We start from the raw sequence: 19,223 nt of genomic DNA on the forward strand, positions 1-19,223 counted from the left end.
CTTCTGTATTTGACCAGTTACGCGCGTGCCCGCGTCTGCTTGCTGATCCAGTTTGCAAAAACTTGAACGGCGTCGTTCTTCTGACCTGTTGGCGTCGCGATGTAATAGGCGCTGTTCGACGTGTTGGCGATCTGGCCGATTTCGGTCAGAACGCCGGACGCCAGCTCTTCTTCAATCAAATACGAGGGCAGAATGGCGGCACCCAAACCGACGACGGCGGCCTCGATCAGCATCGAGAACTGGTCAAACCGCATCCCCGGAAAAACCGCCCCCGGATCCAGCCCGAGTTGAGAGTGATAGGTAGACCACAGCTCGGGGCGCGAGGTCAGATGCAAAAGCGGCAGTTCAAAGGTTTGCGCACGGGTGTCCAGCCTGTGACGTCTCAGCAGCGCGGGTGCTGCCGTGACCACCAGATGCTCGGGGAACAACCTGCGCAATTGCGCGCCCGGCCAATCCTCCTGCCCGAAATGGATGGCCAGATCCATACGTCGTTCTTCAAGGCTGAAAGGCGTCGTGTAAGAGTGCAGATCCAGTTCGATTCCGGGATGGCGCGTTTTGAAATCCGGCAGGCGCGGCACCAGCCACCGTGTCGCAAAGGTGGGCAGGACGGCCAATGTCAAAAGCGACGCACCGTCTCCGGCTGCAATCGCACGGCTGATCGTGCCACTGAGACGTTCAAGATCACCTGCCAGCTCGTCCCGCAAGGCCCGCCCCGCTTTGGAAAGGCGCACTGCGCGTCCAACCCGCCGAAACAACGTAACGCCAATCGCGGCCTCAAGCTCTCGGACCTGACGGCTGATCGCGCTTTGCGTCACGCCAAGCTCTTCGGCCGCCATGGTATAGCTTTCATGGCGCGCGGCGGCTTCGAAACTGCGCATTAGGGCCAGAGATGGCAGTGAGTTGATCCGGGGCATGGAACTCATGAGTTTTAGTCACTGAAAAGATACTCATTGGCGTATTTTTCTCAAGTAACTTTGTGGCTAAAACCGAACTTGATTGCAGAGGAAGGTTCATGGTGTTCCAGCGCGCTGACCGGTTGAACGGTATCGAATTGTCGGAAATCGTCCAGATCTCAGAGGCCGCCGCCCGCCTGCGCGCCCAAGGGCGTAATATTCTGGCGCTGTCAACCGGCGAACCGGACCTGCCGACGCCGCCCCGTGTGGTCGAAGCTGCGCATTCAGCGGCACTGGAGGGCAAAACCAAGTACCCGCCCACTGCCGGTGTGCCTGAACTACGCGCGGAAATCGCCCGACAAGCAGGTGCCGAGATGACCCAGGTCATCGTATCAACAGGCGCGAAACAGGTGATCGCAAATGCGATGCTGGCCAGCCTGAACCCCGGCGACGAGGTCATCATGCCCGCCCCCTATTGGACCAGCTATTCCGATATTGTCCGGATGGCAGGTGGGGTGCCGGTTGTTCTGCCCTGCCCGATGGAACAGGGCTTCAAACTGCTGCCTGAACAATTGCAGGCCGCCATCACACCGCGCACGCGCTGGCTGATGCTGAATTCACCCTCGAACCCGTCGGGCGCGATTTACGCTAAGGCAGAACTTGCGGGGCTGGCAGAAGTGCTGGAGCGCCACCCGCAGGTCTGGGTTCTGGCCGATGAGATTTATCGCCATCTCAGCTTTGCACCTTTCACGTCCGCGGCCGAGGCCGCCCCGGCGCTGACCCATCGCATGTTGATCGTCAACGGTGTGGCCAAGGCGTGGTCGATGACCGGATGGCGCATCGGCTGGGGGATCGGACCGTCCGATCTGATAAGCGCCATGGTCGCTGTTCAGGGTCAGGTCACATCGGGGGCATGCTCGATCTCGCAATGGGCGTCGCTGGCCGCGATCACTTGCGACCCCGAGTTGCTGGAGGTGCGTCGCGCCCTCTTTGCCGCGCGCCGCGATCTGGTCGTCGACGGGTTGAACGCAGTACCCGGGCTGCACTGTTCCACCCCGGACGGGGCGTTTTATGCCTTTCCGTCCTGCACTGGCCTGCTGAAAGAACAAGGCGGGCCATTTGACAGTGACGCGGAATTCTGCACGTGGTTGCTGGAAGATGCCGGCGTTGCCCTGGTGCCCGGCCGCGCCTTTGGGATGCCGGGCCATCTTCGCCTGTCGTTCGCTTATGCTGAAGATACAATTGCAGCGGGCCTTGCGCGTCTGAAAACCGCTGTGGAAAGGAAACTTGCATGAAACCTCAATCCGCCCCGCACCTTGGCCCCTTCACCTGGGACGATCCGTTCCTGCTGGAAGACCAGCTGGCCGAAGACGAACGCATGGTTCGTGATGCCGCACATGCCTACGCGCAGGACAAACTGCTGTCTCGGGTAACTGCCGCGTTTGCCAATGAAGAAACCGACCCGGCCATCTTTCGCGAGATGGGTGAGATGGGTTTGCTGGGAACAACCATTCCCGAGGAATACGGCGGTATTGGGTCCAGCTATGTGACCTATGGTCTGGTCGCGCGCGAGGTCGAGCGTGTGGACAGCGGCTATCGTTCGATGATGTCGGTGCAGTCCAGCCTGGTGATGTATCCGATCTACGCATACGGCACCGAAGAGCAGCGCCAGAAATACCTGCCCAAACTGGCAACCGGCGAATTTATCGGCTGCTTCGGGCTGACGGAACCCGATGCCGGTTCGGACCCCGGCTCGATGAAGACTGTCGCGAAGAAAACCGAGGGCGGCTATGTGCTGAACGGGTCGAAAATGTGGATCTCGAACGCCCCGATCGCCGATGTGTTCGTCGTTTGGGCCAAATCCGAAGCGCATGGCGGCAAGATCAAGGGCTTTGTCCTGGACAAGGGAACGGCTGGACTGTCGGCCCCCAAGATCGAAGGCAAGCTGTCTCTGCGCGCCTCGATCACCGGTGAGATCGTGATGAACAATGTCGAGGTCGGCGAGGACGCCCTGCTGCCCAATGTCGAAGGTTTGAAAGGCCCGTTCGGCTGTCTGAACCGTGCGCGTTACGGCATTGCCTGGGGATCGATGGGCGCCGCCGAGGCGTGCTGGCACGCGGCCCGGCAATATGGGCTGGACCGCAAACAGTTTGGTCGTCCGCTGGCGCAGACACAACTGTTCCAGCTGAAGCTTGCCAACATGCAGACCGAAATCACGCTGGGCCTGCAAGCCGCGCTGCGCGTGGGTCGCCTGATGGACGAAGCCCGCGCCGCGCCCGAGATGGTCAGCCTGATCAAACGGAACAATTGCGGCAAGGCGCTTGAGATCGCCCGCCATGCCCGCGACATGCATGGTGGCAACGGGATCAGTCAGGACTTCCACGTGATCCGGCACATGGTGAACCTTGAAACCGTCAACACCTATGAAGGCACCCATGATGTGCATGCCCTGATCCTGGGCCGTGCGCAGACAGGCCTGCAAGCCTTCGCCTAAGGACATCTGAAATGGATCGCGCCGCAATCGTGCATGACAATTTCCTGCGCCGTGTTGCGGCGCGGGACTTTCCCGAAGGGCCCGCACCGGCCGGACCGCTGAGCGGTCATGAAGCCGTCGCACTTTACAGGGCGCAATGCCTGAGCCGGGCGCTGGACCGGCAAAGCCGCGCGATGCAGAAGGCGGGTCAGGGGTTCTATACGATCGGGTCATCCGGACATGAGGGCATGGCGGCCGTTGCCGCGGCCCTGCGCCCGACCGATCCGGCGTTTCTGCACTACCGCGATGCGGCCTTTCAGATTGCCCGCTCGGATCAGGTGCCGGGCCAACGCCCGACATGGGATATTCTGCTGTCCTTTGCCTCGTCTTCCGAGGACCCAATCAGTGGCGGGCGTCACAAGGTTCTGGGATCGAAAGCGCTGTGCATTCCGCCGCAGACCTCGACCATCGCCAGCCATCTGCCGAAGGCGGTCGGCGCGGCATATGCCGTCGCCGCTGCACGGCGTCATCGCCCTGAACATGCAGACATGCCCGAGGATGCCATCGTCTATTGCTCGTTCGGGGATGCCTCGGCCAACCATTCCACCGCACAGGGCGCTTTCAACACGGCGCAGTGGACGTCCTTTCAATCTGTGCCTCTGCCCCTTCTGTTCTGCTGCGAAGACAACGGGATCGGTATCTCGACCAAAACGCCGAAAGGCTGGATCGCGGCCACTTTCGCCAACCGTCCGGGCCTGAAGTATTTCTCGTGCGACGGGTTGGATCTGTTCGACACCTATCGCGTTGCGCAACAGGCGGCCGACTATGTGCGCAGCCGAAGGAAACCTGCTTTCCTACATGTTCGGACTGTTCGCCTGTACGGTCACGCCGGGGCCGATATGCCAACCACCTATATGCCAAAAGCCGAGGTTGAGGCCGAAGAAGCCAACGACCCGCTGCTGCATTCCGTGCGCCTGTTGGATCAGTGCGGCGCGATGAGCCCGGAACATGCGCTGAGCGTCTACAATGATACCTGCGCCCGGGTCGCCCGCGTGGCCGAACAGGCCATCACGCGCCCTCGCCTGCAAAACGCAACAGAGGTGATGGCCAGCCTGATCCCGCCCGCACGCCCCTGCGCGCCGACCAATGGCCCAACACCCGAGCGTCGGGCCGAGATTTTCGGCGGCGATCTCAAGGCCCATTCCGAACCGCAGATCATGTCGCGATTGATCAACTGGGCACTGACCGATCTGATGCTGGAACACGGCGAGATCGTCATGATGGGCGAAGATGTCGGGCGCAAAGGTGGCGTTTACGGCGTGACCCAAAAGCTGCAAACACGGTTTGGCCCTGACCGGATGATCGACACGTTGCTGGACGAACAGTCGATCCTGGGCCTGGCGATCGGCATGGCCCAGAACGGGTTCACGCCAATGCCGGAAATCCAGTTTCTGGCCTATCTTCACAATGCCGAGGACCAGCTGCGAGGTGAGGCCGCCACCCTGCCCTTTTTCTCGAACGGTCAATACACCAACCCGATGGTCGTGCGCATTGCCGGACTGGGGTATCAAAAAGGGTTTGGCGGACACTTCCACAATGACAACTCGGTTGCTGTATTGCGCGACATTCCGGGCCTAATCCTGGCCTGCCCGTCGAACGGTGCCGACGCCGCGCGGATGCTGCGTGAATGCGTGCGCCTCGCGCGTGAAGAACAGCGGCTGGTCGTTTTCCTCGAACCGATCGCCCTCTACCCGATGCGGGACCTGCACGAGGCCGGAGACGGCGGCTGGATGCAAACCTATCCCGACCCTTCTGAAAAGATCGGCTTCGGCGAGGTGGGCGTGGACGGTGACGGCGACGATCTGGCCATCGTCACCTTTGGAAATGGCGTCTATCTCAGCCATCAGGCGCGCACGGCCTTGCAGGCCTACGGGATCAGGACACGGATCATCGATATGCGCTGGTTGTCCCCTTTGCCCAAAGCGGCACTGACACAGGCCGTGACCGGGGCCAAACGCATCCTGATCGTCGACGAAACCCGCCACCATGGCGGCGTGGCCGAAGCTCTGATGGCGCATTTTCATGAAACATGCGATGTGCCGCTGGCCCGTATCACCGCAGAAGACAGCTTTATCGCCACGGGCCCGGCCTATGCTGCGACCATGCCATCGAAGGACAGTATCGAAGCCGCCGCGCGATCCTTGATGGAGGCCGGCACATGAGTTCCGCCAAACAGACTGCCGTCGTCATCTGCCCTGGCCGCGGTACTTACAACAAACCCGAACTGGGTGTCCTGGGCCGGCAATTCAGCGACAAGGCCGTGTTGCGACGCTTTGATGACATGCGGCGCGCCCAGGGGCAAGAAACGCTCAGCGAACTGGACGGTGCGGCCCGATATTCCATTGCCAAGCACACCCGCGGCGACAATGCATCTGCTTTGATCTATGCAGCGACTTTGGGTGATTTCCGCGCCATCAATCCTGACAAAATCGAAGTGGTTGCGGTGACGGGAAATTCGATGGGCTGGTATTCGGCGCTGGCCTGCGGCGGTGCGCTTTCCGCCGAAGGAGGGTTCGAGGTGGTCAACACTATGGGCACTCTGATGCAGGAAAACATGATCGGTGGACAACTGATTTATCCTTTCATGGATTCCGACTGGCATCCTGACCAGACCCGCAAGGCAGAGCTGCTTGCCTTGGTGGATGACATTGACCGAACCGATGCAACGTTGACCCTGTCGATTGATCTGGGTGGCATGTTGGTGCTTGCAGGCGACGACGCCGGTTTGGCCGCGTTCGAAAAGGCAGTACCGGTGGTTCAGGAACGTTTTCCCATGCGATTGGCCAACCATGCCGGGTTCCATTCGCATCTTCAGGCTCCGGTCTCGGCGCAGGGCCGCACGAAACTGAGCGCTGGCCTGTTTCGACAACCGGACCTGCCCCTGATCGACGGGCGTGGCCGGATATGGTGGCCCGGAGCTTGCGACCCGAATGCACTTTGGGATTACACCCTTGGCCATCAAGTGACCGAAACTTATGATTTCACCCATGCCATCGCACAGGCCGCGCATGAGTTCGCACCGGATTTTTTCATTGTTACGGGTCCCGGCACCACGCTGGGCGGTGCCGTCGCGCAAAGCCTGATCCTGACCAATTGGTCCGGGCTGTCGGACAAGTCGACATTTCAGTCTCGCCAAAGAAACAGCCCGATTCTGTGTTCGATGGGAATGGTTGATCAAAGGAAACAGGTGACATGAACCTGTGCGCCCACCGGTCAGCCTCAGAGCCGGCGCGCCGAGGTTGCCAAGCCGTTTCAGAAAACCGGTGCAGGTAGTCCGGTTTGTCGTGTCCGGCGCTATTCAATGCGATAGAAACGTTCTGACGTGCCGCGAAAGACGTCGTCCAGCATCGACCCCGGGATGAGCGTCTCATGCCGGGAAACGGTTTCCTTGTAGGTCGAGGTAAGGCTGTCGACCGGGAAATTCGACCCGAACATGCAGCGATCGGCACCAAAATGCGACAGGCAGGTTGAAACGATCGGCGAGACTTTTTCAGCATTCCAATCGTGGTCGAACATTCCCAGGCCGGAGAGTTTGCAAAAGACATGTGGCAGGTTTGACAAGGCCGTCAATTCATCTGCCCACCGTCGCAACCCTTGCGGGGTCCGGTCGTATGGCGAACCTGCGTGGCAAAGAGCGATCCGGGTCTCCGGCGCCTGTGCAAGGACATTCGCGGTTTGACCCATCAGCTCTGGCAGCAGCTGAAGATCAAAGGAAAGACCACGCGCGCCCAGTTGCTTCAGACCAGCCAAGAACTTTGGGTCTTCAAGTAACGCGTTCGTGCCAGTTGAGGCGTCTTCACCCGGAGCGCGGCCAATAATCTGACGAACGCCGCGCACCGAAGGCAGGGTTTGAAGACGGTCGAGCTGTGCATCCAGATCATCCGAGGTCAGATCGCAGAATGCCACCTGCACCAACGGCCAGTCAGGGAACTGGTCGGCAACGGAGTGTACCCACCGCGCCTCGGCCCAGGGGTCAGCGGCGCCGACCTGAATGTGAACCGAAGCGCCGAACCCCATGGCTTCGGCGTCCGCGCGAAACTCCGGGAGCAAATAGTCCCGCTGGATGGAAGACGGATCGCCGAAAAACCGAACGATACCTTTCTCTGTAAGCCAGGGGTAGTGCACGGCCGAAAGGTCCCACAGGTGGTGATGCGCATCTATCCTCATGATGCTTCAATCCCGGTGGTGCGCGCCAGAATATCCACACCCTGTCCTTTCCAGAAATGCAGCAAGTCGATGAAGATCCAGTTTTCGGCCAGCTTGTCTTCGACGCGGCGATAGATATCGATCACCCTGAATTCGCCGGGTTTTCCGGTGGCTGGCATCCCCATAAAACCCCCTGTGGGCGTGGCAGTAAAGTTGGGCCATCCAAAGAAGCCACCGTAATGCCCTTCGGCCAGACGGCAGACATGATTGGTCTTTGACCGGTCCGTGAAGGCAGCGCGAAACGGTCCGGAGTGTTGCCTGGCATAGCGTTCGATCGTGTAGGTCGCGCCAATTCCTTCGGGGCCCCACCAGATCATGTCCTGGTGCCACGTGCGCGCCAATTCTTCTTCCAGCGACAACCCGCTGTCCCAACGGCCCAGATCCGCGATCATCGCATTGATGACCGCCAGCGTTTTTTCGCCTTCGTGTGCGGGCTGCTCATCATGCAGCAATCCATCATGAGACCTTGGTCCGGGCTGCACCAGATGTGCCGCAGTCTGCGGGGGGAACGGATTCTGGCCAGCCTGAACCATCAGGTGCGGGATGTCGAAATACATCGCCGTTTCGACAATTCTGTCACCGGCCACCTTGTAGAACGCGCAATATCGCAGGAACGCCATCTTGCCGGTCGGGCGAATACCCAACCACGGTCGGTCGAACAGCCCCATCAGATGGCCCATGGCGACAACCCAAACGTCGGTTTCTTTCTGCAACGCGTTTTGCCCCGCAAACAGAATATCCACTCGGTTCTGCAAATGAGCAAGGCTGCCCTTCAGCGGCTGCCAGAATTGCCGGGCAACCTGTTCGGCGCCGTTGATTTCGTTGAACGGATGAAAGCCGCGCCACCTCGATTCCGAAGCGCAGAATTGGCTCATCACCTTCGGAGTTTCCGTCACTGCGGCGGAGTCCAATGCGGTGTGAAACGCAGAGACCAGTTTTTTTTCTGTCTGAAAGTTCATGGTATTTACCATTGTAGTCAAAGTTTTGCGAGCGGCGCGAAGCCAGGTTGAGTCGGATTTCTCCGCAATTTTTGCATACGTATGCAAAAAAGTCTTGCCTGATTTGATACATGCGAATTACAGTTTTGCAAACGTATGCAAAACGATTCCTTGCAGGGGGCACCATGGCGGAAATTCAATTGCGGAACGTCGGCAAGCGATGGGGCTCATTCGTTGGGGTTCACAATTTTGACCTGACGATTGCAGATCGTGAGTTTCTGGTGCTGCTCGGCCCATCAGGCTGCGGCAAGACAACCACCATGCGCATGATCGCCGGCCTCGAAGACGTGACGGAAGGCGAAATCCTTGTCGACGGCAAAGTGGTCAATGATCTGGAACCCAAGGACCGCGACGTGGCGATGGTGTTCCAGAGCTACGCTCTGTATCCCAACATGAACGTTTACGAGAACATCCGCTTTCCGCTGAAAGTGCGCGGTATCGACCCGGCAACCCACGACGACAAAGTGCGTCGCGCCAGCGCCATGGTGGAACTGGACGATTTCCTGCATCGCAAGCCAGCCGAGTTGTCGGGTGGTCAGAGACAGCGTGTGGCACTGGCACGTGCCATCGTGCGCGAACCCAACGTGTTCCTGATGGACGAGCCGTTGTCCAATCTTGACGCCAAGCTGCGGGTTTCCACCCGGGCCCAGATCAAGAACCTGAGCCATGAGCTGGCCGTCACCACCATTTACGTCACACACGACCAGATCGAGGCCATGACCCTTGCCGACCGCGTTGTCGTGATGAAACAGGGCGTGGTTCAGCAGGTCGGAAGCCCGACCGAAATTTATGACCGTCCCGCGAATACTTTTGTCGCCAGTTTCATCGGTTCACCTGCCATGAATTTGATGGACGGCGACGTGGCGAGCGGAATATTCCGCGCCGAACATGTCGAAATTGCGGTGGATGCACCGGATGGCCCAATGACACTGGGTTTCAGGGCCGAAGATGCCAGCCTTGCCGATGGCAAAGGTCAGATCACCGCTCCGATCTATACGCTGGAACTACTGGGCGACGCGACCATGATCTCGGTTCGGGTCGGCGGAGCTCTGGTGTCGGTGAAAGCAGACAAAGCATTCCGCGCCGAGATTGGCGAAATGGTCTCGTTCTCGGTGCCGACGGAAATCTGTCACCTCTTCGAAGCTGGAAGCGGTGCGCGGATCGGGGGCTAACCCCACAAACGGCCCGCAAGGGCATAACACCGGTCCGGACGTCGACGACGGACCGATCCTGACAGGGAGAAACCTATGAAACTCAAGACGATCCTCATGGCCGGTGCCATGTCCATCGCCGCCACCGGCGCGTGGGCAGATTGCGCCTTTGAAAACGAAGTGCCGCTAAAATCGCTGTCCGCCGGTTTTGAAGCCTGGAAGGCGGTCACCGATGCGATGGCAGAATGCGGCAATTTCAGCGCATCGCTGGATCAGGAATTCCGCGAAAAGCAGCCCGAAGCATTTGCTGCGGATCCCGCGCTTTATCAGATCGGCGGTGTTTCAAACGCGACCCTGGTGCCGTTGCTGAACGCAGGCACGATCCGTCCGCTGGATGATCTGGTCGAAAAATACGGCCAGGACCTGCTGCCCAACCAGTTGATCAAGGTTGATGGCAAGACCATGGCCATTGCGATGATGGTGAATGCGCAGCACCTGATGTATCGCGATGATGTTCTGGCTGAACTGGGCATCGAAGAACCAAAAACCTATGATGACGTCCTGGCAGCGGCCGCCAAGATCAAAGAAGCCGGTGTCATGGATTATCCGATCGGGGGAACGTTCAAGACCGGTTGGAACCTCGGCCAGGAATTCGTCAACATGTACCTTGGCGAAGGCGGCTCGTTCTTTGGCGACGGCAACGTTCCAACGATCAACAACGAGCAGGGCGTCGCTGCGCTGGAAACACTGAAAGCCATGACCGATTACATGGATCCGGAATATCTGGTTTCCGACTCGACATACGTTCAGCAACAATTCCAGCAGGGCAAGATCGCCATGGCAAACCTTTGGGCCAGCCGTGCCGCCGCGATGAATGATGAGGCCGAAAGCCAGGTCGTCGGCAAAGTCACCATGGCAGCCGCTCCTATGGGTTCGGCAGCACCGGCAACCACTATCTGGTGGGATGGCATCGTTCTTGCTTCGAACATGAGCGACGAAGAGGCCGACGCCGCATTCCGTGTCGCGCTTGAGGGCATGGACGGCGAAATGGTCAGCGCAAACAACGACGTCGCTGTTTGGCTGAGCCCTGCCTATTCAGCGGGTGCTTTGGCGGCAGGAGCAGCCGCTTCGGCTGAAGCGGGCGCAAAGGCGTACCCGGCATCTGGTCCGATGGGCATCATGCACACCGCCCTGGGCAACGGTCTGGCCGACTACCTGACCGGCGCCAAGGATGCTCAGACGACGCTGGCGGATATCGAGGCAGATTACATCACTGCCGCGAAAGAAGCCGGTCTGATCAGCAACTGATCCTCCCGTGGGAGGGCTACGGCCCTCCCGCCCCTTCCCTTCGAGAGTCATGAGAAAGGCAGAGCCATGAATTTCCGGACATTTGCCGCATTTGTCGGCCCCTCTGTCTTTATGATGCTTCTCTTTATCGCGTTTCCTCTGGTCAGCGTGTTCAAGCAGAGTTTTTACGTGACACAGCCGATCTATGAGACGGTCGAAAAGGAAACCTGCACGCCCGGTTTCCTGACACAGACCTGCGTGACCGAGATGGTTTCGCAGCCAAGGCTCGACGAACATGGCGAGGTCATTACCCAAACCCAATATGTCGGCTTGCAAAGCTATCGCAACGTATTGGAGCCTGAACGCGCATGGCGCGCCATAAGCGACGGCAGTTGGCATGTGCTGTCTACGATCAACTTCTGGAAGGCGCTTCGGTTCACCCTGACCTTCACATTGATCACTCTGCCGCTTGTGGTCGGGTGCGGGCTTGGGATCGCAATACTGATCAACAACGCGGCGCGGTCCATCCGCGGCCCGGTGATCTTTGTGTCCCTGCTGCCCTTCATCATCACACCGGTGATCGGAGTACTGTCGATCAACTGGCTGTTCCGGGGCGACGGCATCCTGACCGCAATGATGGAATGGTGGCTGAACCGGGACATCGCCCTGTTCGCCCAAGCCTGGACCATCGAAATACTGATGATGCTCTACCGCGTCTGGCACGTGGCACCCTTTGCCGCAATCGTCTTCTACGCCGGGCTGCAAACGGTCAATCAGGACAGTCTTGAAAGTGCCGTGATTGACGGTGCGACCCGTTGGCAGCGCCTGAAATACATCGTCATTCCACACCTGATGCCGCTGATCATTTTCGTGTCGATGATCCACCTGATGGACAGCTACCGCGTGTTCGAAGAGATCGTTGGTTTTTCGAGCCAGGGCTACGTCATCTCGCTACAGTGGCTGACCTTCGATTATCTGACGCCTGATCAGGCCGGCAACCGGTCGATCAGCCGGGCGTCCGCCAACTCGATGCTGACCATGATCGGTGTCGTCATCCTGCTTATCCTGCCGCTGCGCCGTACGTGGCGCGACCATAAAGGAGGTCACTGACATGTCCTCGCGTGCGCTTCGCCAGCCCTTCAGCCTGCGGTTGACCTCGAACATCTTCCTTGCGCTCTGGTGCCTGATCGCGGCCTTTCCGATCTTCTGGATCGTGGTCATGAGCTTCAAGTCACCCGTCGATGCGTTCGACAGCAATGCGCTGAACGTGATCTTCGGGCCGGCCACGCTGAGCGTCGGAAAGGGCTTGTCGCTGCTGGATATCATTCTGGGCATCGCGGTTATCTGGGGCACGATCTTCGCTGCCACCAAAACACTGCCATCGATGATAAAGTCCTACACCAAGCCCGGTCAGGAATGGTTCGGCTGGCTGATCGGTGTTCTGGTCTTGCTGGTGGGTTTCCTGCTGGTGTTCTTCGTGGTCCTGCCTGCAATCCTGAACGTGTTGAACCCGCTGTTTGGCCCACTGGGACGGGATGTGCTTGGTCTGACGACCGAGCATTACAAAACCGTCTGGATCGACCGGGGCTTTTCAAACAACTTCAAGAACTCGCTGATCGTAACGACGGGCGTGGTGACGGTGTCGCTGACCGTGGGCACATTGGCGGGCTACGGTCTGGCGCGGTCAGGATCAACTTTGGCCTTCTGGATCCTGATCGTCGCACTGGTGTTCCGGGCATTGCCCCATTCGGTTCTGGTAGCAGGCTATCTGCCGGTGTTCATCAACTCGGCCGAATGGCTCAGCCCGATCTTGGGTGAAAACGCACCAACCTTGTACGGCAAGCCTTTTGCGGTGATCGCTGTTCTGGTTGCGATCAATCAACCCTTCACGATCTGGATGTTGCGCTCGTTCTTCCAGAACATCCCGGCCGAGCTGGATGAGGCCGCCCGCGTGGATGGGTGTAGCCACTTTCAGGCCTTCCGCCGTGTCATCATGCCGGTGATGTGGCCAGGTGTGATCACTACGGGGCTGTTCAGCTTCTTGCTGGCGTACAACGATTTTCTGGTCACCGCGCTGCTGCTTGATGCGCAGAACCAGACCATGGTTCCCGCCATCGTCGGCATGTTCAATCGCGAGACGACGACAACCGATCAGGTCGTTGCGGTTGCCGCTGCCGTGTCGATCACCGCGCCTCTGATCTTCCTTGTGCTGATTTTCCAGCGCCAGATTGTCAGCGGTCTGACAGCCGGGGCAGTGAAAGGCTGATGAGCAAGAACGCCCGACATAACGCCATGTCGCGCCACCCGGCGCTGAACAGGATGCCGAGGGACTTTCTGAGCATTGGGGCCGCACGTCCCAATCCCTCCCTTCGGCAACCTCAAAGGATAGAAAAATGAAAGGTTCCCGTCCCGAACAAGCGGTTCTGACCCGCGAAACGGACATGAGCAAGACGGAAGACACGCGCCGCGTGATCGAAACGATGGTTGATGGTCTGAATGATCACCGCATTGATGACATCGGTGAATTCTTCGCCGAAGGTTTTCGCTGGATGGGCAATCAGGGCTGCGGCACCAAGACCGGCCTGCAGGAATTTCAGGATAACTGGCAGCGCCCGTTTCAAGCCGCGTTTTCGGATAAGGTCTGCGTTGACGAAGCGCGCCTTTACATGGGTGAATGGGCCGCCGCCTTCGGCCGCCAGGAAGCCACGCATTCCGGCGAATTTCTGGGCATTGCCCCCACAGGCAAGCGTGTCGAAATCAGGTACATGGACTTCTGGAAAGTGGTCGACGGCAAAATTGTCGACAACTGGGTGAATGTCGACTTTGCCCACGTTGCGGCTCAGCTGGGCGTGGACCTGTTCAACGGCGAAGGCTGGGAAGCATTTGACCGCGGCGAGAAGACTCCGCCACGGCCGGAAAACTGAGGATTGGAAAGATGGCAATCGAGTATCTTAAACGCGGCAAATCCGATGCGGATCGGGCGGAAGATGATGCCAAGACCCGCGCCGTGGTTGAAGCGACGCTGAAAGACATCGAAACCCGTGGGGATGCCGCGGTGCGAGAGTTGAGTGAGAAGTTCGACAACTACTCACCTGCCTCGTTCCGCCTGAGCCAGCAGGAAATTGATGACCTGATCGGGCAATTGTCCGATCGTGAGCTGGCCGATATCAAATTCGCGCAGGAACAGGTGCGCAACTTTGCGCAGGCGCAGCGGGATTCAATGCTGGACATCGAGGTCGAAACCCTGCCCGGTGTCATCCTGGGGCATAAGAACATCCCGGTGCAATCCGTGGGTTGCTATGTTCCGGGCGGCAAATTCCCGATGGTCGCCTCGGCGCATATGTCGGTGGCGACCGCTTCGGTCGCCGGTGTTCCGCGCATCATCGCCTGCACGCCCCCGTTTCAGGGCAAACCCAATGCAGCGGTAATTGCCGCCATGCACTTGGGTGGCGCGCATGAGATCTATGTCATGGGCGGCATTCAGGCCATCGGGGCCATGGCATTGGGCACCGAAACAATCGATCCGGTTCACATGCTTGTTGGCCCCGGAAACGCCTTTGTCGCGGAAGCCAAACGTCAGTTGTTCGGTCGTGTCGGGATCGATCTTTTTGCAGGGCCGACCGAAACGATGGTCATTGCCGACGAGACCGCCGCAGATGCGGAGCTGTGCGCAACCGATCTGCTGGGGCAGGCCGAGCATGGATACAACAGCCCCTGCGTTCTGCTGACCAACTCACGCAATCTGGCCAATGACACCCTGGCCGAGGTCGACCGGCTGCTGGGCATCCTGCCAACCGCGGATACCGCGAAGGTGTCGTGGGACGAATATGGTGAGGTGATCGTTTGCGACACCTATGACGAGATGTTGCAGGTTGCCGATGACATTGCCTCGGAACATGTGCAGGTGATGACTGACCGCGACGACTGGTTCCTTGAGAACATGACCTGCTATGGGGCGTTGTTCCTTGGGCCGCGCACCAATGTTTCGAACGGGGACAAGGTGATTGGCACAAACCACACGCTGCCCACCAAGAAGGCCGGGCGTTACACAGGTGGTCTTTGGGTTGGTAAATACCTGAAGACGCACAGCTATCAAAAAGTTCTGACGGATGAGGCCGCGACGCTGATCGGCGAGTATGGCTCGCGCCTGTGCATGCTCGAAGGGTTCGTTGGCCACGCGGAACAGTGCAACGTTCGCGTGCGCCGATATGGCGGAATCAATGTGCCCTACGGTGCGCCCGCCCCTTACCGGGACGCTGCTGAATGAGTGACAAACACACACATCACAAGGCCCTGATCGAACCGCTCAGGGCTGCGATGTACGATTTCAATGAGGCAGGCGTACGCCGGGCTTTGGCGGAGGTCACGTCACCGGATGCCGTGTTCCGTCTGTGTCATCCCTTTGGGGACAGCGTCGGCAGCGATGCTTTCTATGACACTGGCTACAAAGACTTGCTGGCGGCCTGGCCCGATCTTGAACGGCGGGACTATATCGTCATGGCCGGCCCGGATGAGTTCGGCGCAGATTGGGTCGGATGTGGTGGCTATTACACCGGTGTTTTCACCGGCCCCTGGCTGGACATCCCGCCGACGGGTCATCAGGTCACGATGCGGTTTCATGAATTCTTCCGCATCGAAAACGGCAAGATCGTCGAGATGCAGGCCCTGTGGGACATCCCCGAAGTCATGATGCAGGCGAATGCCTGGCCGATGGCGCCAAGTCTGGGCCGAGAATGGCACGTCCCAGGCCCCGCCACCCAGGACGGGTTTGTCCCCGGCCCTTATGATGAAACCAAGGGAAAACAGACCTGCCAGCACATCATCGACATGCTGGAGCATCTCAAGAAACACCCGTCTCAAGGCGGCCCCGAAGTGATGGAGATGGAACGGTTCTGGCACCCGCGCATGAACTGGTACGGTCCTTCGGGCATCGGCACCGGGCGCGGGTTTGCGGGGTTCCGCAACTGGCATCAGATCCCGTTCCTGAACGGTATGCCGGATCGCGGGCAGTTCGTGGACGACATCACCTATCACTTCTTCGGTGACGGGGAATATGCAGCTGTGACGGGCTGGCCCAACATGATCCAGACCGTCACAGACGATGGTTGGATGGGCATCGCTCCGTCAGGCAAGAAGATCACCATGCGCAGCCTCGATTTCTGGCGTTTGGAAAACGGCAGAATCCGGGAAAACTGGGTGCTCGTTGATTTGCTGGATGCGTACCGGCAGCTTGGCGTTGACGTCTTTGCCCGTCTGCGTGAATTCAATAAAGCCCGAAATATGGGTCGTATTGAAATACCGGATGGAATGAGCTGATGACTAAACTGCCGCGCACCCCTTCATTTTCTCTGAGTGGAAAAACCGCCCTTGTGACCGGAGCCTCCTCTGGTATCGGGCAAGGATGCGCGGTAGCGCTGGCCGAGGCGGGTGCACATGTAGTTTGCGCGGCCAGAGGAGCGGATCGGTTGAATGAGACAGTTTCCGCTCTGAAAGAGAAGGGATGGTCAGCCGAAGCGCTTGTGATGGATCAGGGTGATTTGGACGCCCTGAAACAGCTTTTCGATCACCGCGCCTTCGATATCGTGGTGAATTCGGCGGGCGTGGCGCGCCACAGCCCGGCTATCGAGACAACACCCGATGACTTTGATGTTGTCACCAACGTCAATTTGCGTTCGGCCTACTTCTTGTCGGCCTACGCCGCCCGCGCTTTGATCAAGGCAGGAAAGCCGGGTTCGATCATCCATATATCCAGCCAGATGGGGCATGTTGGCGGGGTTGATCGGGCGCTTTATTGCGCGACCAAGCATGGGTTGGAAGGCATGGTCAAATCCATGGCCATCGAATGGGGCAAACAGGGCATTCGGATCAATACGGTCTGTCCGACTTTCATCCGAACGCCGTTGACCCAGTCCACATTCGACAATCCTGAACGTGCCGCGTGGATCATGGAGAAGATCAAACTGGATCGCGTGGGCGAAGTCGAAGACATCATGGGCGCGGTACGCTATCTCGCCTCGGACGCCTCGGCACTGGTTACCGGCACCTCAATGTTGATTGACGGAGGTTGGACGGCAGACTGATGGCTGAGAAAGTAACATCCCTCCAGGTTGCCCAATTGGCCGGCGTTAGCCAGTCTGCCGTTAGCCGCGTCTTCACGCCCGGTGCCTCGGTCAGCAAAAAGACCGAAGAAAAAGTGCGCAAGGCTGCGTCTGAACTGGGCTATCGCCCCAACGTGCTGGCACGCGCGATGGTGTCCGGCAAAAGCAGGATCATCGGTTTGGTGGTCGCCTATCTGGACAATTACTTCTACCCCGAGGCGCTCGAGAAACTGTCCAATGCCTTGCAGGAACAGGGCTATCACGTTCTGATTTTCATGGCCTCCAGAACCGCTGGAAACATAGACGACGTGATGGAGGAAATCCTTGATTATCAAGTCGATGGCGTCGTTCTGGCATCCGTTGCGATGTCTTCAGACATTGCCACCCGGTGCCAGCAGGCGGGTGTGCCGGTGGTTTTGTTCAACCGCAGCCAGGACCTCGACGGGATCACATCTGTTACTTCTGACAACTATGCCGGTGGTCGCAAAGTTGCGGAATTTCTGATCACCGCCGGGCACAGTCGTATCGCCTACATTGCCGGTTGGCCGGGTGCCTCAACCCAGCGGGACCGCGAGGCCGGATTCCGCGCCGCGCTCAACGATGCGGGCCAGGAATTGTATGCGCACGACATCGGAGATTTTCACACCGAGAAAGCGCGTTTAGCTGCCCGCCGGATGTTTGATGTCGAACCGCAGAAACGACCTGACGCCGTGTTTGTCGCCAATGATCACATGGCGCTTGCGGTCATGGACGTCATTCGGTTCGAGTTGGGATTGCGCGTGCCCGAAGACGTGTCTGTCGTTGGTTACGATGACGTCCCTCAGGCCGGATGGCTTGCCTACAACCTTACGACCATTCGCCAGCGGGCAAATTTGATGGTTGCTGAGACCGTTGATGCCCTGCTGGATCATATCGAAAACCCGACAGCTGCTTCGGCACGCAAAGTCGCCATTGATGGGCCGCTGATCGTGCGCACATCGGCACGTCTGCCCAAAGGCTGGACACCTCAAAGGATGAATTCATGAAAGGTTTCGATCCCAAGTTCCGGGATTTCCCCGACTATATCATCGGCATCACCAAAGAGATCTGGGAAGATCGGGGTATCGCCACGCTGCATGAGTATTACAGCGAAGACATTGTGGTACGCTCACCCGGTTCGGTGGTGTTGGGCAATCAGAATGTGATCGGCGCTACCATGGCAACGCTGGCCGAGTTTCCGGACCGGCAGCTGCTAGGCGAAGACGTGATCTGGTCCGGCACGCCGGAAAAGGGCATGCTGAGCTCTCACCGCATCATTTCAACGGCCACGCATTTGGCCGAGGGCGTCTATGGCAAGCCCACCGGCACCAAGCTGCGTTACCGGATTCTTGCGGATTGCCACGCCCTCGACAATCAGATCAACGATGAATGGCTGATCCGCGATCAGGGCGCGATTGTGCGCCAGATGGGCTGGGACCCCAAGGAATACGCCGCCGATCTGATTGCCCGGGAAGGCGGCAAGGAAAACTGCGTCAAACCCCTGACCCCCGAAATCGATCAGCCTGGTCCCTACAAGGGTCGCGGCAACGAGAATGAATGGGGGCAGCGCTACGCCGACATTCTGACGCGGATCATGAACGCAGATATGGGCGTGATCGGTTCAGAATATGACCGCGCTGTTCAGTCAGAATATGTGGGCGGCGTAACAGGGCATGGCCGGGATGCCGTCGACCGTTTCTGGATGGGTCTGCGGGCGAGTTTTCCGAATGCAGAATTCAAGATCGAGCATCAGATCGGGCGAGATGACCCTGATATGCCTCCGCGCGCGGCCATTCGCTGGAGCCTTTGGGGCAAGCATGACGGCTGGGGTGTGTTCGGGGCGCCGACTGGTGCACAGGTTTATGTCCTCGGGATCAGCCACGCTGAATTCGGCGCGCTTATAACGGGGCAGCCGCAGTTGCGCCGTGAATACGCCCTGTTCGATGAAACCTCGGTCTGGAAGCAGATCCTGTTGCAGAACGGCGAGGTCTGAGTGGGCCGCCCGGTCTCATATCGCATCCTGTCGGGCGGTCTGTCCG

The 19,223-nt window shown here is 58.9% G+C and carries 17 protein-coding genes; 14 read left to right on the top strand and 3 right to left on the bottom strand.

Annotation, left to right across the window (positions count from 1 at the left end):
- Positions 1-17: 17 nt before the first annotated feature.
- Entirely contained in the window at positions 18-923 is a 906-nt protein-coding gene (locus GS611_RS15405) for a LysR family transcriptional regulator (protein ID WP_245223519.1), read from the bottom strand.
- 89 nt (positions 924-1,012) lie between these two features.
- Between GS611_RS15405 and GS611_RS15410 the strand changes: the two genes are divergently transcribed.
- Genes GS611_RS15410 through GS611_RS15425 form a run of 4 tightly spaced genes read left to right on the top strand, consistent with a single transcriptional unit; the run spans position 1,013 to position 6,622 of the window.
- A complete protein-coding gene (locus GS611_RS15410) occupies positions 1,013-2,188 on the top strand; it encodes a pyridoxal phosphate-dependent aminotransferase (protein WP_171637099.1) in 1,176 nt (391 codons plus the stop codon).
- Positions 2,185-3,387 carry an acyl-CoA dehydrogenase gene (locus tag GS611_RS15415; protein ID WP_171170247.1) on the top strand — a complete coding sequence of 401 codons (1,203 nt, stop codon included), beginning with the start codon at positions 2,185-2,187 and terminating at the stop codon, positions 3,385-3,387. Before GS611_RS15410 ends, GS611_RS15415 begins: the two co-directional genes overlap by 4 nt.
- Positions 3,388-3,398: 11 nt before the next feature.
- Complete coding sequence (locus GS611_RS15420) at positions 3,399-5,588, top strand: thiamine pyrophosphate-dependent enzyme (protein ID WP_171637101.1); 2,190 nt, start codon at positions 3,399-3,401, stop codon at positions 5,586-5,588.
- Positions 5,585-6,622, top strand: a complete 1,038-nt coding sequence (locus tag GS611_RS15425; protein ID WP_171637103.1) for an ACP S-malonyltransferase — start codon at positions 5,585-5,587, stop codon at positions 6,620-6,622. Before GS611_RS15420 ends, GS611_RS15425 begins: the two co-directional genes overlap by 4 nt.
- 98 nt (positions 6,623-6,720) lie before the next feature.
- On the opposite strand, the gene GS611_RS15430 is transcribed toward GS611_RS15425, so the two are convergent.
- Both GS611_RS15430 and GS611_RS15435 read right to left on the bottom strand, forming a co-directional pair.
- A complete protein-coding gene (locus GS611_RS15430; RefSeq protein WP_171637105.1) occupies positions 6,721-7,593 on the bottom strand; it encodes an amidohydrolase in 873 nt (290 codons plus the stop codon).
- The gene (locus tag GS611_RS15435; RefSeq protein WP_171637107.1) at positions 7,590-8,591 is read right to left on the bottom strand and encodes an ester cyclase; all 1,002 of its coding nucleotides are present in this window, start codon (positions 8,589-8,591) and stop codon (positions 7,590-7,592) included. Before GS611_RS15435 ends, GS611_RS15430 begins: the two co-directional genes overlap by 4 nt.
- 164 nt (positions 8,592-8,755) lie before the next feature.
- On the opposite strand from GS611_RS15435, the gene GS611_RS15440 reads away from it, so the two are divergent.
- From GS611_RS15440 to GS611_RS15485, 10 genes are all read left to right on the top strand, one after another.
- Positions 8,756-9,802: an ABC transporter ATP-binding protein gene (locus GS611_RS15440; RefSeq protein ID WP_171637109.1), complete on the top strand. Its 1,047-nt coding sequence runs from the start codon at positions 8,756-8,758 to the stop codon at positions 9,800-9,802.
- A 75-nt stretch (positions 9,803-9,877) separates the two neighbouring features.
- On the top strand, positions 9,878-11,089 hold the full coding sequence (locus GS611_RS15445; RefSeq protein ID WP_171637111.1) for an ABC transporter substrate-binding protein: 1,212 nt from the start codon (positions 9,878-9,880) through the stop codon (positions 11,087-11,089).
- A gap of 66 nt (positions 11,090-11,155) precedes the next feature.
- On the top strand, positions 11,156-12,178 hold the full coding sequence (locus tag GS611_RS15450; RefSeq protein ID WP_171637113.1) for a carbohydrate ABC transporter permease: 1,023 nt from the start codon (positions 11,156-11,158) through the stop codon (positions 12,176-12,178).
- Between the two features lies 1 nt (position 12,179).
- Positions 12,180-13,334: a carbohydrate ABC transporter permease gene (locus GS611_RS15455; protein WP_171637115.1), complete on the top strand. Its 1,155-nt coding sequence runs from the start codon at positions 12,180-12,182 to the stop codon at positions 13,332-13,334.
- Between the two features lie 127 nt (positions 13,335-13,461).
- A complete protein-coding gene (locus tag GS611_RS15460) occupies positions 13,462-13,992 on the top strand; it encodes an ester cyclase (protein ID WP_171637117.1) in 531 nt (176 codons plus the stop codon).
- Between the two features lie 11 nt (positions 13,993-14,003).
- On the top strand, positions 14,004-15,335 hold the full coding sequence (hisD, locus tag GS611_RS15465; protein ID WP_171170235.1) for a histidinol dehydrogenase: 1,332 nt from the start codon (positions 14,004-14,006) through the stop codon (positions 15,333-15,335).
- The gene (locus GS611_RS15470; protein ID WP_171637119.1) at positions 15,332-16,384 is read left to right on the top strand and encodes an ester cyclase; all 1,053 of its coding nucleotides are present in this window, start codon (positions 15,332-15,334) and stop codon (positions 16,382-16,384) included. Before hisD ends, GS611_RS15470 begins: the two co-directional genes overlap by 4 nt.
- Entirely contained in the window at positions 16,384-17,148 is a 765-nt protein-coding gene (locus tag GS611_RS15475; RefSeq protein ID WP_171637121.1) for an SDR family NAD(P)-dependent oxidoreductase, read from the top strand. Before GS611_RS15470 ends, GS611_RS15475 begins: the two co-directional genes overlap by 1 nt.
- Positions 17,148-18,191, top strand: coding sequence for a LacI family DNA-binding transcriptional regulator (locus tag GS611_RS15480; protein WP_209835380.1), 1,044 nt, complete (start codon positions 17,148-17,150; stop codon positions 18,189-18,191). The genes GS611_RS15475 and GS611_RS15480 overlap by 1 nt, the downstream gene beginning before the upstream one ends.
- The gene (locus GS611_RS15485; RefSeq protein ID WP_171637123.1) at positions 18,188-19,177 is read left to right on the top strand and encodes an ester cyclase; all 990 of its coding nucleotides are present in this window, start codon (positions 18,188-18,190) and stop codon (positions 19,175-19,177) included. Before GS611_RS15480 ends, GS611_RS15485 begins: the two co-directional genes overlap by 4 nt.
- Positions 19,178-19,223 lie beyond the last annotated feature (46 nt).

It is taken from the genome of Ruegeria sp. HKCCD6119 (assembly GCF_013110585.1).
Classification (GTDB): Bacteria; Pseudomonadota; Alphaproteobacteria; order Rhodobacterales; family Rhodobacteraceae; genus Ruegeria.